This is a genomic window from Streptosporangiales bacterium, from assembly GCA_009379825.1.
Classification (GTDB): Bacteria; Actinomycetota; Actinomycetes; order Streptosporangiales; family WHST01; genus WHST01.
This window is the reverse complement of record WHTA01000102.1, coordinates 1-15038: the sequence shown is the minus strand read 5'-3', so window position 1 is coordinate 15038 and position 15038 is coordinate 1. Positions and strand designations below refer to the sequence as shown.

General features: G+C 70.3%; 14 protein-coding genes and 1 pseudogene. 6 read left to right on the top strand and 9 right to left on the bottom strand.

The genetic code is table 11. The features are described 5' to 3' along the window. Positions 1-2: 2 nt before the first annotated feature. The 3 genes and pseudogenes from GEV07_28165 to GEV07_28155 form a co-directional block, all read right to left on the bottom strand. Positions 3-800, bottom strand: a complete 798-nt coding sequence (locus GEV07_28165; GenBank protein MQA06428.1) for an ABC transporter permease subunit — start codon at positions 798-800, stop codon at positions 3-5. A gap of 6 nt (positions 801-806) precedes the next feature. Continuing rightward, positions 807-2155: pseudogene (locus GEV07_28160) on the bottom strand (extracellular solute-binding protein). 23 nt (positions 2156-2178) lie between these two features. Continuing rightward, positions 2179-3174 (bottom strand): alcohol dehydrogenase catalytic domain-containing protein, encoded by a 996-nt coding sequence (locus GEV07_28155; protein MQA06427.1) that lies wholly within the window; start codon positions 3172-3174, stop codon positions 2179-2181. Between the two features lie 108 nt (positions 3175-3282). Between GEV07_28155 and GEV07_28150 the strand changes: the two genes are divergently transcribed. Genes GEV07_28150 through GEV07_28140 form a run of 3 tightly spaced genes read left to right on the top strand, consistent with a single transcriptional unit; the run spans position 3283 to position 5918 of the window. Further along, complete coding sequence (locus GEV07_28150; protein ID MQA06426.1) at positions 3283-4245, top strand: transcriptional regulator; 963 nt, start codon at positions 3283-3285, stop codon at positions 4243-4245. Positions 4246-4299: 54 nt separating this feature from the next. After that, a complete protein-coding gene (locus GEV07_28145; GenBank protein MQA06425.1) occupies positions 4300-5064 on the top strand; it encodes a hypothetical protein in 765 nt (254 codons plus the stop codon). Positions 5065-5105: 41 nt separating this feature from the next. Then, a complete protein-coding gene (locus tag GEV07_28140; GenBank protein ID MQA06424.1) occupies positions 5106-5918 on the top strand; it encodes an HAD-IIB family hydrolase in 813 nt (270 codons plus the stop codon). Positions 5919-6330: 412 nt separating this feature from the next. Here the strand turns inward: GEV07_28140 and GEV07_28135 are convergent, their stop codons facing one another. Continuing rightward, positions 6331-6894, bottom strand: a complete 564-nt coding sequence (locus tag GEV07_28135) for a DUF2587 domain-containing protein (GenBank protein ID MQA06423.1) — start codon at positions 6892-6894, stop codon at positions 6331-6333. A 131-nt stretch (positions 6895-7025) separates the two neighbouring features. On the opposite strand from GEV07_28135, the gene GEV07_28130 reads away from it, so the two are divergent. Beyond that, on the top strand, positions 7026-8306 hold the full coding sequence (locus tag GEV07_28130; GenBank protein MQA06422.1) for a hypothetical protein: 1281 nt from the start codon (positions 7026-7028) through the stop codon (positions 8304-8306). A gap of 3 nt (positions 8307-8309) precedes the next feature. Here the strand turns inward: GEV07_28130 and GEV07_28125 are convergent, their stop codons facing one another. The 4 genes from GEV07_28125 to GEV07_28110 form a co-directional block, all read right to left on the bottom strand. Then, positions 8310-8882 (bottom strand): hypothetical protein, encoded by a 573-nt coding sequence (locus GEV07_28125; GenBank protein ID MQA06421.1) that lies wholly within the window; start codon positions 8880-8882, stop codon positions 8310-8312. A gap of 15 nt (positions 8883-8897) precedes the next feature. Continuing rightward, positions 8898-9497, bottom strand: a complete 600-nt coding sequence (locus GEV07_28120) for a hypothetical protein (GenBank protein ID MQA06420.1) — start codon at positions 9495-9497, stop codon at positions 8898-8900. Between the two features lie 31 nt (positions 9498-9528). Beyond that, entirely contained in the window at positions 9529-10170 is a 642-nt protein-coding gene (locus GEV07_28115) for a hypothetical protein (protein ID MQA06419.1), read from the bottom strand. 77 nt (positions 10171-10247) lie between these two features. Further along, positions 10248-11234, bottom strand: a complete 987-nt coding sequence (locus GEV07_28110) for a zinc-binding dehydrogenase (GenBank protein MQA06418.1) — start codon at positions 11232-11234, stop codon at positions 10248-10250. A gap of 960 nt (positions 11235-12194) precedes the next feature. Between GEV07_28110 and GEV07_28105 the strand changes: the two genes are divergently transcribed. Both GEV07_28105 and GEV07_28100 read left to right on the top strand, forming a co-directional pair. Next, positions 12195-13739 carry an AAA family ATPase gene (locus tag GEV07_28105; protein ID MQA06417.1) on the top strand — a complete coding sequence of 515 codons (1545 nt, stop codon included), beginning with the start codon at positions 12195-12197 and terminating at the stop codon, positions 13737-13739. Beyond that, positions 13740-14333: a methyltransferase gene (locus tag GEV07_28100; GenBank protein ID MQA06416.1), complete on the top strand. Its 594-nt coding sequence runs from the start codon at positions 13740-13742 to the stop codon at positions 14331-14333. It abuts the gene before it with no gap. Here the strand turns inward: GEV07_28100 and GEV07_28095 are convergent. Next, positions 14326-15038 (bottom strand): EamA family transporter (locus GEV07_28095; protein MQA06415.1); only part of this gene is annotated, 713 nt, incomplete at its 5' end. The genes GEV07_28100 and GEV07_28095 overlap by 8 nt on opposite strands.

Below are 15038 nucleotides of genomic sequence, written 5' to 3'. Positions count from 1 at the left end.
TATCAGCGGTCGGAACAAGGTGGCGGGGCCAGCGGCCAAGCCACCAGAGCCATCGAGGGCAGCCAGCATGAAAGCCATACCGGCCCTGCCTGCACACCCCGATCATTCCGGACGACCGGAGGCACACCAGAAAGGTAGGGCAGCGTGATCGTGACGAAAGTCTGCCACCTGCTCGCCCCGTCGACGGCCGCGGCTTCCAACACTTCACCGGACTGGCTCTGCAGGCCGGCGAGGATCAGCAACATCATGAACGGCGTCCACTGCCAGACCAACGCGACGATCACAGAAAGCAGCGGGCTCTCCGTCGCCCAGGAGAACTCCTGCACACCGAACGGGCTGAGCACGAAGTTCACCACGCCGAAAATCGGGTCGAACATCGACGTCTTCCACAGCAACGCCGTCGCCACCGGCATCACGAGGAACGGCGTGATCAGCAACGTACGCACCACGCTGCGACCACGGAACGGCCGGTCGAGCAGTAGGGCGAGCACGATGCCGAACAGCATCGCCGCCAGCACGCAGCCGACCGTGATGGCGATCGAGTTCAACGCAGCGGCCCGGAACGTGCGGTCGGCGAAGACGGCCGCGTAGTTCGACAACCCGACGAACTGCCTCGACCCCGGGCGTACCAGGTTCCACGACTGGGTGGAGTAGTAGATGGTGGCGAGGAAAGGCAGCTGCGTGACGAGGATCGCGAAGATCAGTGCGGGCAGCAGCGGCGCGCGTCGTAGCCAGCCGTCCTTGCGCTCGGTCTCGCGCACCACCTGCGGCGTCACCACATCGGCCGTCACGGTAGTCATCTCTGCCTACTCTCGATAGCTCTCGCCAACGCTCTCCGCGTATCCCTGTGCTTGCCCCAGCGCCTCGTCGACGGTGCTGTTCCCTGCGATGGCGGCGGAGATCTGCTGACTCGTCCTGGTGCCGAGATCCTGGAACTCGGGGATCCGCAGGAACTAGATGCCCTCGTACGGCACCTGCTGGACGGTCGGCTTCCGCTCGTCGGCCCCCTGCAGGGCGCGCAACGTCGGCTGCGCGTACGCCTTCGCGGCCTTCTCGACCTGTGGGATCTCGTACGTGGACTGCCTGCTGCCCGGTGGCACCCGTGCCCAGCCGAGCTCCTCGCCGACGGTCCTTATGTACTCCTTGTTCGTCATCCAGGAGATGAAGTCCCACGCGGCCTGCTTGTTCGGCGTGGTCTTCGGGATGCCGAGCGACCAGGTGTACAACCAGCCGGCGGCGTCGGTGCGCTCCACCGGAGCGGGCGCGTAGCCGGTCTTCCCCGCGACCTTGCTGGCCTCGGGATCCTCGATGGTGCTCACCATCGACGTGGCGTCGTACCACATCGCCGCCTGGCCCTGGCTGTACCTGTTGAGGCAGTCACCGAAGTTGCTCGCCGCCACACCCGCCTGGCCGCTCTCCCGCACGGTGTCGACGTAGAACTGCACGGCCTCCTTCACCTCGGGGGAGTCGAGCTGCGCGTTCCAGTTCTCGTCGAACCAGCGGCCGCCGAACGTGTTGATGACCGTGTTGAGCGGCGCGAGCAGCTCGCCCCAGCCCGGGATGCCGCGCAGGCAGATGCCCGCGACACCGTTCTTCGGGTCGTTGAGCTTCTTCGCTAGCCGCGCGACGTCGTGCCAGGTGGGCTTCGCCGGCATCGTCACGCCGGCCTTGGCGAACAGGTCTTTGCGGTACGCGAGGAACGACGACTCGCCGTAGAACGGCGCGGAGTACATGTCGCCCTGGTACGACACGGCGTCGCGGATCGACGGGATGAAGTCGCCCGAGTCGTAGCCTCCTCGGCCTCCATGAACGGCTGCAGGTTGGCGAGCCACTTGTTCTCGGCCCACATCTTCGTCTCGTAGTTGCTGATCATCGCGACGTCGTACTCGCCGCCGCCGGTGGAGACGGACGTGGTGATCTTTGCGCGTGCCTCGTTCTCCGGCAGCGACACGAAGTTCAGTTTTATGTCGGGGTGCTCCGCGGTGAACTGCTTCGACAGCGCGATCGCGTCCTCCATCTGCGGGTTGGACACGATCGCGATGGTGAGCTGTGTACTGTCACCGGCACCGCCGAGCGCGCCGGCACCCGCGCAACTGGTGAGGACGCCGAGCATCGCAACCAGCGCGACGATCGATCTGAGGGTGCTCCGCACCATTGCCTGCCCCTCCTAGCGTAGTGCTACCCGGCCGATGGATCGATCTGCACTTTGAACCCCGCGCCGTCGCGCACCCGTTGCAGCGCCTCGGGGAACTGCGACAGCGGCAACGTCGCGCTGACCAACGGAGCGACCTGCACCGCGCCGGACGCGACCAGGTCGAGCGCCTTGCCGTAGCTGTTGAGCACGGCCATCGAACCGACGATGGTGATCTCGTCGTTGTAGATACGGAACGGCGACAGGTTGACCCTGGCCTCCGCGGCCGCGACGCCGAAGATCTGCAACCGGCCGCCACGGCGCAGCGCGTCGAACGCGGCCTCGATTGCCGGCGGCGCGCCGGTCGCGTCCACCGCCACGTCGAACGGCGGCGCGTCCAGCTCCTCGACCGAGGCGGCCGTCGCGTGGGCAGCCAGCTCGGTGGCCATCGGCAGCTTCGCGGTGTTGCGGTCGACGACGCTGACCACACCGCCGGCGCGGATCGCGAGCTGCTGGATGAGCAGCCCCATGGTGCCGGCGCCGACCACGAGCACCCGGTCGCCGACCTCGACACCCAGCCGCTGGATGCCGTGCACCGCGCACGACACCGGCTCGACGAGCGCTGCTTCGGCCCAGCCGAGCTCGTCGGGCAGGGCGTACACGGTGTGCGCGGGCACCGACACGTACTCGGCGAACGCCCCGTCGACGGTGTCGCCGGTGGCGCCCCAGTTCTCGCAGAGGTTGCCGCGGCCCCGGCGGCACTCGGCGCACCGGCCGCAGAACAGCGACGGGTCGACGGCCACCCGGTTGCCGACGCGCGCGTTCGCGACGGCCGCACCGACCGCGACGACCTCGCCGGCGAACTCGTGGCCGGGAACGATCGGGTACGGGGTGGGCGGGAACTCGCCGTCCGCGATGTGCAGGTCGGTGCCGCAGATGCCGCACGCGCCGACCCGGACGACGACGTCACCGGCACCCGGCGTGGGGTCGACTACGTCGGTGACCTCGATCGTGCCCGGCTCGCGGATCACCGCTGCCCGCATCTCGCCTCCTCGCGTTATGCTCATATGAGCGTATCCTCGCTCGAACGAGTTAGATGAGTAGAACGTGACGCAGCCGCTACTGTCAAGAGTCGACGGCACAGGAGGACGATGAGCACGCAGCGACCGACCGGACGACTCGGCCCGGCGGAGCTCGTCCAGCTGACCACCGTCGCCCGCCGCTTCCACCTGGACCAGCGGACCAAGGTGCAGATCGCCGACGAGTTCGGGCTGAGCAGGTTCAAGGTCGCCCGGCTGCTCGAACGGGCGCAGGCCGAGGGCCTGGTGCGGATCGAGATCGGTCGCCCGGCGGAGATCGACACCGACCTCTCCGAGGCCGTACGGAGCCGGCTCGGGCTCGCGCACGCCATCGTCGCCGACGTGCACGACGACGACCTCGCCGCCATCCGCAGGGAGGTCGCGAGGGTCGCCGCGGACCACCTCGGTGAGCTGACGGAACCCGGTGACGTCGTCGGTCTCGCCTGGGGGCGCGCGCTGCACGAACTGACCACCCAGCTGGGCAGGCTGCCGCAGTGCGTCGCAGTGCAGCTGTGCGGTGCGCTGCCCCGTACAGACGTGGATGCCAGCAGCGTGGACATCACCCGGCGGCTGGCGGACGCGGCGCACGGCTCCGCCGTGACGTTCTACGCGCCGCTGCTCGTCCCGGACGCCGACACTGCCGCGGCGCTGCGCGGCGAGCCTGGCATCGCCGAGGCCCTCGCGCACTACCCGCGGCTGTCCGTGGCGGTGGTGTCCATCGGCGCGTGGGAACCGGAGCTGTCCACCGTCTACGACGCGCTGACCGAGGACGAGCGAGCTGCGCTGCGCGACGCCGGCGCGGTCGCGGAGACCTGCGGGATCGTGCTGGCCGCCGACGGGCAGCCGCTCGAGCCAGGGCTGCGCGACCGGGTGATCGGCGTCAGCCCCGACGAACTGCGCACCACCGACCGGGTGGTCGCCATCGCCTACGGCGACCAGAAGGCGGACGCCGTACGCGTCACCCGCCGGGCCGGCATCGGGACCTCGCTCGTCACCCACACCGCCCTGGCGAAACGCCTGCTCGCCGAGGACTGACCGCCCCCGACGACCGCCCCTACGCGGGCACCACCGTTGCTAGGTTGCCAGGATGTGGATCTCTGGGCGCGGCCGGCGGTCATCCTTCCCCCGTTCGGCCTGAGCTACCAACCCAACCGCCTGCAGCAGTTCGTGGGCGGCAAGACAGGTGCACACCTCTACGGGGTCTCCGCATTGGTCGACACCGGGGCCGATGGCCCCGGAATCCGACAGTGGGGCGTCCACACGATCGTCCAGCCGTTGCCAGAGCGGGCCCTTCCCGGCGACCCGGTACCGGATGGCGGCCTCGACGACGCGGCCCGCCGCCTGGTCAGCGAGCGCTGGGGCTTGAACGCCGAGACCGCCACGTTCCAGAACACGCGGACGGAGACCGGGGGTCGGCTGATCACCGGTCGCCCCGAGGACCTCAGCATGGGCAGGTTCGAGCAGCACGAGCACCATCTGATCTCCGCGGCGGAGCGGTGGGAGAAGACGCTCAAGTCGGGCCTGACCGACCAGAACCTCGAGACGGCCGCGCGCCGCATCGCCCCGTTCCTCGGCGGGGCCATGAAGCGGGACAACTTCGAGCTCACCGCGCCTTCGGGCCCCACGGACCTGCAGACCCACCTCGACCAGCTGCACCGCCAGGTCGGCGAGGAGCTCCGGGTGGGGCCGAGCCATGGCCGCGCGACCGACTGGTTGACGCAGGGGGAGTGCGTACCCGCGCAGGTACCCCAGGGGCACACCGAAAACGTCCAGAGGTGGCGGGAGACCCGTAGTGCGGGCGAAGCCCGTGGCACGCTCGACCGGACGGGTAGCGGACGCGGGGAGTCCCGGTGAGCTAGCCATCGCCAGGCGGCCCGCTGGATAGGGTGGGTGCCGTGCCGTCCTCACCCCGCCTGGTAGCCACCGACCTCGACGGTACGTTGCTCCGCTCCGACGGCACCGTCTCGCCGCAGACCCGCGCGACCCTGCACACGCTGCGCGCGGCCGGCATCGACGTGGTGTTTGCCACCGGTCGGCCGCCGCGGTGGATGCCCGACCTGCTGGAGCACGTGGCCGGCGCCGGCCTGGCGGTCTGCTCGAACGGCGCGCTGCTCGTCGACCTGCACCGGCGTGAGGTGCGCAGGGCGGCCATGTTCACGTCCGCGCAGGTGGCGGAGATCGTGCACTCGGTGTCCGCCCGAATGCCGGACGCGGCGTTCGCCGTCGACTACGGCTGGGAGTTCGCCGCGCAGCGCAGGTACGAGCCGATCGAGCCGCACGTGCCGGTCGAGACGGTCGCCGAGCTCGCCGCGCGTCCGGCGGTGAAGCTGCTGGTCAAGTACCGGGTGATGGACTCCGACGACCTGCTCGCCGAGCTCTCCGCGACGCTGGACGGGCAGGCGACCTGCACCCACTCGGGGATCGGCACCGGCCTGGTCGAGATGAGCGTCCCCGGCGTGACGAAGGCGACCGCCCTGGCCGAGCTGTGCGCCGACCGCGGCATCGACGCGGCCGAGGTGGTGGCGTTCGGCGACATGCCGAACGACCTGCCGATGCTCGCCTGGGCCGGCCGCGGATACGCGATGGCCAACGCCCACCCGGCGGTGCTCGCGGCCGTACCAGACCGGGCACCCGCCAACGACGCCGAGGGCGTCGCGCGCATCCTGCAGGACCTACTCGAAGGCCACGAGCTCACCGCCCCCGCCTGAGGCTCTGAAGGTCAGAGCTACGGGCGGGAGCCACCGGCCAAGTCCTGCTCGAAGGCGACGAGCTCACCACCCGCGCCTGAACGCCAGCAGGTCAGAGGTACCGGCCGGAACCCCCCGGGCATGTTCTGCTCGAAGGCGACGAGCTCACCACCTGCGCCTGAACGCCAGCAGGTCAGAGGTACGGGCCGGAGCCGCCGGCATGTTCTGCTGCGCAGGCGACGAACTCACCACCCCGCCTGAACGCCACAAGGTCAGAGCTACCGGCCAGAGCCACCGGCCAAGTCCTGCTCGAAGGCGACGAACTCACCACCCGCGCCTGAACGCCAGCAGGTCAGAGGTACCGGCCGGAACCCCCCGGGCATGTTCTGCTCGAAGGCGACGAACTCACCACCCGCGCCTGAACGCCAGCAGGTCAGAGGTACGGGCCGGAGCCGCCGGGCATGTTCTGCTGCGCATCCTGCTGGCTGGCGCCAGGAGGCAACGCCCGCCGCATCTGCTCCAGTTGCGCCCGCGCGGCCATCTGCTGGGCGAACAGCGCCGTCTGGATGCCGTGGAAGAGCCCCTCCAGCCAGCCGACCAGCTGTGCCTGGGAGATCCGCAGCTCCGACTCGCTCGGCGTCTCCTCGCCGGTGAACGGCAGGCTGAGCCGCTCCAGCTCGGCGACGAGCTCCTCGGACAGGCCGTCCTCGAGCTCCTTGATCGACGACCGGTGGATCTCGGCCAGCCGGGCGCGGCCCTTCTCGTCCAGCGGCGCCGCCCTGACCTCCTCGAGCAGCTGCCTGATCATGTTGCCGATGCGCATCACCTTGGCCGGCTGCTCGATCATCTCGCCGAGCGCTTCGCCCGTCGCGGCGCCGTCGTCGCCGGCGGCCTGGCCACCCTGCATCGCCATGCCGCCCGGCCCGATCACCATGACGCGCGGTGTGCCACCCGACTCGTCGCCCTCCCCGGGCCGTCCAGGGTGTCCGCTACCCATCGTCACAGTTACCTCCTGCTGGTCTGCGTCGCGACGAGCGTAGCCGTCGCCTTCCCATCCTGCCCCAGCACCGGGCTCAGCTGCGACGTCGATGCCTCCGGCAGCCGGGACTCCAGTAGGCTCCGAGGACGATGAAGCAGATCAGTACCCTGCCCCTGTCGCTGCCGGTTCGGGCCTTCCGTCTCTACGCCCGCTACTGGCTGCCGCTGCTCGTCTGGTACCTGCTCGGCCGGGGCCTGCACGATGTGCTGCTCGAGGTGGCCGCGCACCTCAACCGGTTCAACGCGATCTTCGCGTACTCCGCCGTGAGCGTGGCCGCGCTGTGCTGGATCGCCGGCTTCGTGCTGATGTTCCACGTCGTCCAGCCGGCGCTGCCGACCGTCTCGTCCCTCCAACCGTCGGGCGAGCGCGGGTTGCGCTCGCACCTGCGGGCCGTCGGGCTCGCGATGCTGCCGTTCCTGCTCGTGTACTCCTCCTGGGAGCTGTTCGAGGACGACGTCCGCCGGGTCGAGTACCGGAGCTGGGAGCTGGACCCGTTCGGCAGCGGCCCGGAGCGCACCGACTTCACGCTGTGGTTCGCGGGCGCGGCCGTCGTGGCCTGGCTGATCGTCAAGCTGATGGAAGGCATCACCAGGCGCACGCTCAACCCGGTCAGCGCGCTGTTCGCCGCGGTGTTCGAGGCGCTGTGGATGTTCTTCGCCGTCTTCGGCATCTCGCAGCTGCTCAAGGCCGGCCTGGCCTGGCTGGGCAACACCCTCGCCTGGCAGAACTTCGCCGAGTTCTGGAGTTTCACCGACGGGCTGGGTCCGATCCTCCCGATCAGGTTCCACGACGTGCTCGGCCTCGACTTCGGCTGGCTGAGCATCGCGTACGAGCCGCTGCGCAACGGCATCATCCTGCCGATCGCGTGGCTGGCCATCTGCGGCGTCTGCTACGGCCGGGAGATGGAGGACGTCCGCGTCCTCGTCGACCGGCGCCGGTTCGCGCGCGTCGTCGAACGGTACGAGGAGAAGGCACCGAACGTCGTCAAGCGGTGGGCGCGCCGCTTCCCACCGGCCGGTGTCAGGGAGAAGTACTACCCGCCGCTGCACGCCATCCGGCTGATGCTCGCGGCGAGCGTGCCGGCGTTGCTGCTGTTCTGCGTCTTCTACAGCCTGTTCGAGCTCGGCGGCGTGGTGCTCACCCAGTCGGTCGTCACGGTGATCGGCCCGCACAACGGCGGCCTGTTCTGGCAGGAGGTGCAGCCGCTGGTGAGCATGGCAACCGACGCGATCATCGAGTCGCTGCGCGTCTGCCTGCTCGCGGTGACCTTCGACCTCGCGATCTCCAGGTTCACCGCAGCCAAGGACGCGGCGAAGGCAGAACCCACACCGGAACCGGCCGTACGTGACCTACTGGCCGGAAAGAACTGACGCCTAGCCGGCCGGGCGGAAGCGCAGCGGTCGCGGGTCCTTGTAGAAGTCCAGAGTGGGGTAGAGCTCGGCCTTCTGGGCGCGCTCCTTGGGCACGTAGTACCCCATGTAGAAGGTGTACCACTCGCCTTCAGGCGGGTTGACCTCCTTGAACTTCTTGTTCGTCCGACTGCCGGTGCAGGTGGTAGACGCGCTCTCGGGGATGTACGGCTTGCTGAGCGTCTCCGACTTCCAGTTCCAGCCCTCGTCGTCCTCGATCTTCGACTCGCAGCTGATGAACTTGAGCTTCTTCGCCCTGGCCCGGTCGTCGATCCGGCCGCGGAACTTCGCGACGACGACCACGGCCCCCTCGGGCACTTGGGAGATGCTGAAGCTGTCGTCACTCGACGGCTGCTTGATCTGCACGCCCTGGAACTGCACGGTCGCCGCGCCGATCTTCGCCTGCTCACCCTGATCCACGTCGACCTTGAGGTCGGCTTCTTTCCAGACGTTGTACCCGTCGTACCCAAAGCCGATGACGAGCGCGATGGGCAGCGCGATGAGATAGCCGCGGGATCGGCGTAGCCACTCCCTCACCGTCAGCCGCCCTCCTCAGTCACTGATCGTCATGGATGCCGGCGCGTCGTCGACCAGCTCGTCGGCGCGGGCCTGGTCGACGCCGAGCGGGATCACTGCCTGGCTGTCCCACAGCGGCACCCCGAACAGCCCTTCGTTGCCGACCACCAACCGGGCGTCCACCAGCTGCGACTTCGGCACCTCGAACGCGACCATGCCCTTGTGCGTGAAACCGGGCTCACCGTTGATGGAGCTGGTGACCGGGAGGCTCGGCCGCAACGACGCGCGGTACCTGGTGTTGTTCGAGCTGTACAGCGAGACGTCCAGCGACTCGTTCTCCCGCACCGGCTCGAACTCGAACTCCACGACGATCCAGGTGGCCGAGCTGGCCAGCTTCTTGTCCAGAAACCCTTCCATCTTCAGCATCTTCGCCGAGCGGAGGTCGGAGAACATGACGGTGCCCTCGCGCATCTCGATGGGTGCGCCGAGCCTGCCCACGGTCTTGAACCCCGGCGCGAACTGGTTCTGTGCCTTGGACGGCTTGGCCAGCTGGATACCGACCACGAGCACGACCATGCCGAGGCAGAGCAGCACGGTGAGCAGTGAGCGCTTGCTCAGATGCGTGGTGATGCTCATTGGCGCCACCGCAGGTCCCCGTGGCCACCCATCACGTCTCCCGCACCACGGGCACGTCGACGGTCAACCACGGCCGTGGCGACATCCACTTGTACCGCTCCTCGAAGAAACTCTCCATCCACACCCGGCGCTGCAGGGTGATGGTCAGGTTGTTCCCGACCTTCGCCGCCTGCTCGTCGGGAATGGCCCAGATCAGCTGCATTGTCTCTGGCACGCCAGGGATCAGCGACCCGGCGGACGAGTTGTCGCGCACCATCCCTGCGTCGTCCGGCTCCCGCTTCTTCGGGAAGACCGGCTTGCCCAGCAGGAACAGCTCGTCGAACGTGAACACCGTGTCCTTGCTGCGGTTCTCCAGGGTGGCCTGCAGGACCAGGTAGGTCATGCCCTTCTTGTCGTCGAAGCTGCTCGTCGGGTGCTTGTCGACGAGCTTCGCGCCGATCACCTTGATGGAGAGCTCGCCGTACGCGACCGTCTTGCCCGCCTCGACCTTCGGCAGCGGCTCCTTCGGCTGCTGCTCGAACCCACCGAACAGCCACGTCGGCACGATGACGGCGGCGACGAAGGCCAGCACGAAGAGCAGCACAGCCGCTTCGACGCCGTACCCCCAGAAGGCCTGCTTCCGCGCCCCGCCGCGGGCAGGCGGCTGCGGTGGCGCGGGAGGTGGAGCAGTCACATCGGCAGAGTGTAGCTGCCGGCGCCGCGGCCATGTCCCCGCCGCAGCCTTGCTGAGCGGCGCACCTCGGAGCCCGCCTAGCCTTCGGTGGCCAGCAGGATCTTGCCGAAATGGGTGCTCGACTCCATCAGCGCATGCGCGGCGGCGGCCTCGGCCATCGGCATCGTCCGGTCGACCACCGGGCGCACCTGGCCGCTCTCAACCAGCGGCCAGACGTTCTCCGTCACGCCGGCGACGATGGCCGCCTTCTCCGCGAGCGGGCGGCCGCGCAGGGTCACACCGATCACCGCGGCCCGCTTCGCCAGCAGCGCACCTAGGTCGAGCTCGGCCTTGCGGCCACCCTGCAGGCCGATGATCGCCAGCCGGCCGCTCTTCGCCAGCGCCGCGACGTTCCGTGCCAGGTACTTCGCGCCGACGATGTCGAGGATCACGTCCGCGCCGGCGCCGTCGGTCTCCGCCTTGACGCGCTCCACGAAGTCCTCGCTGGAGTAGTCGATGCCGACGTCCGCGCCGAGCGTGAGGCAGCGGTCGAGCTTGTCCTGGCTACCCGCCGTGCACAGGACCTTGCCTACCTCGGCGGCCTTCGCCAGCTGGATCGCGAACGTCCCGATGCCGCTGCCGCCGCCGTGCACGAGGAAGGTCTCGCCGGCCCGCAGGCCGCCGACCATGAAGACGGTGGAGAACACCGTGCAGGCCACCTCGGGCAGGCCGGCCGCCTCCACCAGGTCGATCCCCTTGGGGATGGGCAGCAGCTGGCTGGCCGGCACCGCGACCCGCTCCGCGTAGCCGCCGCCGGCGAGCAGCGCACACACCTGGTCGCCGACCTCCCAGGCGTCCACGTCCGGGCCGAGCGCGGCGATGGTGCCCGAGCACTCCAGGCCGAGGTACGGGGAGACGCCGGGCGGCGGGTCGTAGTGGCCCTGCCGCTGGAGCATGTCCGCCCGGTTCACGGCGCTCGCTGCGACATCGAGGAGCACCTCGCCGGCACCGGGCTGCGGGTCCGGCACCTCCTGCCACTGCAGGACGTCGGGGCCGCCGGGAGTGGTCGTCACGATCGCGCGCATCGGCCTAGCCTATGGCGACCCGCCAACGCCACGGAAATGCCCGTTTTGCCGCTCCCGCGCGGCGGGCTACGCTGCCATCCGGCTGCCGGCTCCCACGGCGCCGGCCTTGGGCTTAGTCTGGGACCTTGTTGTGCGTATGTGCGGTGAGTGCCGCTCGACCGAGGGGGGCAGGGACATCGATGCGCCGAGAAGCGGGAGGAGTCCCGGATGACCGGTAACGAGTCGGATCCGTTCGCCAAGCAGGACGATCCGGACGGCACCGTCTTCGACGCGGAGAGCGCATTCGGCGACGGCGGCGCGGGCTCGTCCGACGACGCCGGCGACAACATCTGGCAGCCGCTGCCCGGCGAGGTCACCACCGACCACTCGACGCAGGTGCTGGAGAGCGACGCCTTCGGCCGGCCACTCACCCCGGAGGGCAACCTGTTCAGCGGTGGCGACGACCCCGGCCCGTGGGCGCCGCAGGAGTTCGAGGCGCCCGGCGGCGGGGAGCCGTGGCAGCACGCCGGGCCCGCGGCGCACCTGGAGCACGAGGTGCCGCCCCCGTGGGAGTTCGAGTCCGGCGGCCCAGGTGGTGAGCCGCCCGCGAGCCCGTTCGCCGCCGAACCGCCCACCTTCCACGGCGGCGCCGGCGAGCAGCAGTGGCAGCCGGCCGGCGGCGACGCACAGCAACCGTGGCAGCAGCAGGGCAACGGCCAGCAGGGCTGGCAGCCCGGTGGCTTCGCCCCGTTCGCACCCCGGCAGGGCACGGCCGAGCAGAACCCGTGGACGGCGAGCCAGCAGCAGGACGGCCCGGCGCCGCTGCCCGGCTTCGACCCGTTCGCACCCCAGCAGGGTTCGGCGCAGCAGAGCAGCCCGTTCGACCAGCCACCCGACGAGGCGCCGTTCAATGCCGACTCGTTCGCCGGCCAGGCCGAGCCGGCCGACGCCGGCTCGGCCGAGGCCCCGGAGCCGCCGGCGATGGACGACCCGTTCGCGTCCGCCGCACCGGCGGCGTCACCGTTCGACACGTCCGCGTCCCCGTTCGACGCGCCGCCGTTCGAGGACTCCGACTCGCCCGCCGCGTTCTGGCAGCCGCAGCCGGACGAGGACAGCCACCCCACCGACGCGCTGCAGCGGCCGGCCGAAGGCGACCAGCCCGGGTGGCCGGGCGGCGGCCAGGAGCAGCCCGCACCGTGGGGCGCCTGGCCGGGTGAGGCACCGCCGCCCGAGCCGCCCACGCAGCACGCCCAGCCGCAGGAGCCGCCGACCCAGCACGCGTCGCCGCGGTACGACCTGTCGCAGTTCCAGCACGGGTACCAACCGCCACCTACGCCGCAGCACGGCCAGGGCCAGCCACAGCCGCCCGCCGGTTACCCGGAGATGCCGCCGCCCGGCCAGGAGCAGGGCCAGGGCCAGCCGACCGCCGGCTACCCGGTGCAGGGCCGACCACAGCCGCCGGCCGGTTACCCGGAGATGCCACCGCCCGGGCAACCCGCGCCGCACGGCCCGCCACCGGGCCTGCCAGGGCCCGGCCAGCCGCCGGCGATCGCTGCGCAGTGGCAGCAGCTGCCGCCGCAGCAGCCGATCCCGCTCACCTCGGATCACCTCGCGCCGCAGGAGATCCTCCGACAGCGCAAGGCCGCACCCACCGGCGGTTGGCGGCGTGCCGTCTTCAAGGCCAGCGGTGGCTTGATCGACCCCGGCGAGTCGAACAAGGAAATCCAGAAGCAGCAGATGGAGACGTTCATCCGCACGCCGGTCGCCGGTGGCCACTACCGGGTCGCCGTGCTGAGCCTCAAGGGCGGCGTCGGCAAGACGACCACCACCGTCGGGCTTGGCTCGACGCTGGCCACGCTGCGCGGCGACCGGATCATCGCCGTGGACGCCAACCCCGACCGCGGGACGCTGAGCGAGAAGGTGCGCCTGGAGACCCGCGCGAACGTCCGCGACCTGCTGTCCAACAACAGTTCCGTGCAGCGCTACTCGGACGTACGGCAGTACACCTCGCAGGCGGCCAGCCGGCTCGAGGTCCTCGCGTCGGACCCCGACCCGGCCATCTCGGAGGCGTTCAGCGAGGACGACTACCGCGTCGTCGCCGACGTGCTCGAGCACTACTACTCGATCTGCCTGACCGACTGCGGCACCGGGTTGCTGCACTCCGCCATGCGGGGCGTGCTCGGCATGGCCGACCAGATCGTGCTGGTGAGCTCGGCCTCGGTCGACGGCGCACGGTCCGCGAGCGCTACCCTGGACTGGCTGGACGCGCACGACTACGGCGACCTGGTGCGTACCGGCGTCGTCGTGATGTCGGCCGTACGGCCGCAGAACAAGGCGGTGGACCTGAGCCGGCTGGAGCAGCACTTCAGCGCCCGCTGCCGCGCGTTGGTGCGCATCCCGTTCGACCCGCACCTGGAGGCCGGCGCCGAGTTCGTGCTCGAGCAGCTCAGCTCGCCGACCGCGGACGCGTACCTGGAGCTGACCGCCGCCGTGGCGGCCGGCTTCCAGCACCGGCTGCCGCGCTGAGTGGACGAGCACTACTTCAGCGCGTCGCCCACGTCCGAAGCCGGCGAGGGCGAGGTGCGGTTCACGCTTGACGGGCAGCAGCACACGCTGCGCACGGCGCGTGGCGTGTTCAGCGCCGGGCGGCTCGACCCGGGCACGGCCGTACTGCTGGAACGCGCGCCGCACCCACCGGCGACCGGCACGCTCCTCGACCTCGGCTGCGGCTACGGCCCGATCGCGTGCACTCTCGGACGCAGGTCGCCCGAGGCGCAGGTCTGGGCCGTGGACCCGAACGAGCGCGCACTGCAGCTCACCGCCGCCAACGCGGCCGACTGGGGGCTGCCGAACGTACACGCCGGGCAGCCGCCGGTCGACGTACGGTTCGACGCCATCTACTCGAACCCGCCGATCCGCGTCGGCAAGACGGCCCTGCACGACCTGCTGACCGCATGGCTGACGCGGCTGACGCCCACAGGTACGGCGCACCTCGTCGTACAACGCAACCTCGGCGCCGACTCGCTGCAGCGTTGGCTGACCGAACAGGGGTACTCGTGCGTACGGCTGTCGAGCGCCAAGGGGTACCGCGTATTCGCGGTGCAGGCGGACGTCAGCTGAGGTTCAGCACGGCGATCCCGAGGAACACCACGACGGTGGCGGCGATCCGCGGGTGGCCGAACCGCTCGCGGAAGACCACGGTGCCGATGATCGCGCCGACGATGATGCTCGTTTCGCGCAGCGCCGCGATGGGTGCGAGCGGCCCCTGGGTCTGCGCCCACAGCACCAGCCCGTACGCGAGCAGGCTCAAGGCACCGCCGCACAGCCCGTGCCACAGCCGCGGCCGGAGCTGGCCGACGAGCTTCCGGCCGCGCATGCCGAACGCGATCACGGGGATGGCGACGCATTCGAGCAGCACCAGCCAACCGGTGTAGCCGAGCGCGCTGCCGGCCGTCCGTACGCCGATGCCGTCCACCGTGCTGTACGTCGCGATCGCCAGGCCGGTCGCGGGCGCCGCAAGCACCGCAGGCAGCTCCCGCCGTCCCGGCCGGCCGCCGAGGAACACCAGGCTGCCGAGCCCGACCGACACGACGACCACCCCGACCAGCTCGGCCACCGGCGGCACCTCACCGACGAACACCGCCGCGAGCACGGTGACGAGCAACGGCGACGTACCGCGCGCGAGCGGGTAGACCTGGCCGAACTCAGCGAGCCGGTACGCCTTCATCAGCAACAGGTTGTAGACCACGTGCAGTACGACCGACGTCCCCAGGTAGGGCCAGCTCGCCACCGGCGGGACGGGTGCGAGCACGACGAGCGGGACCG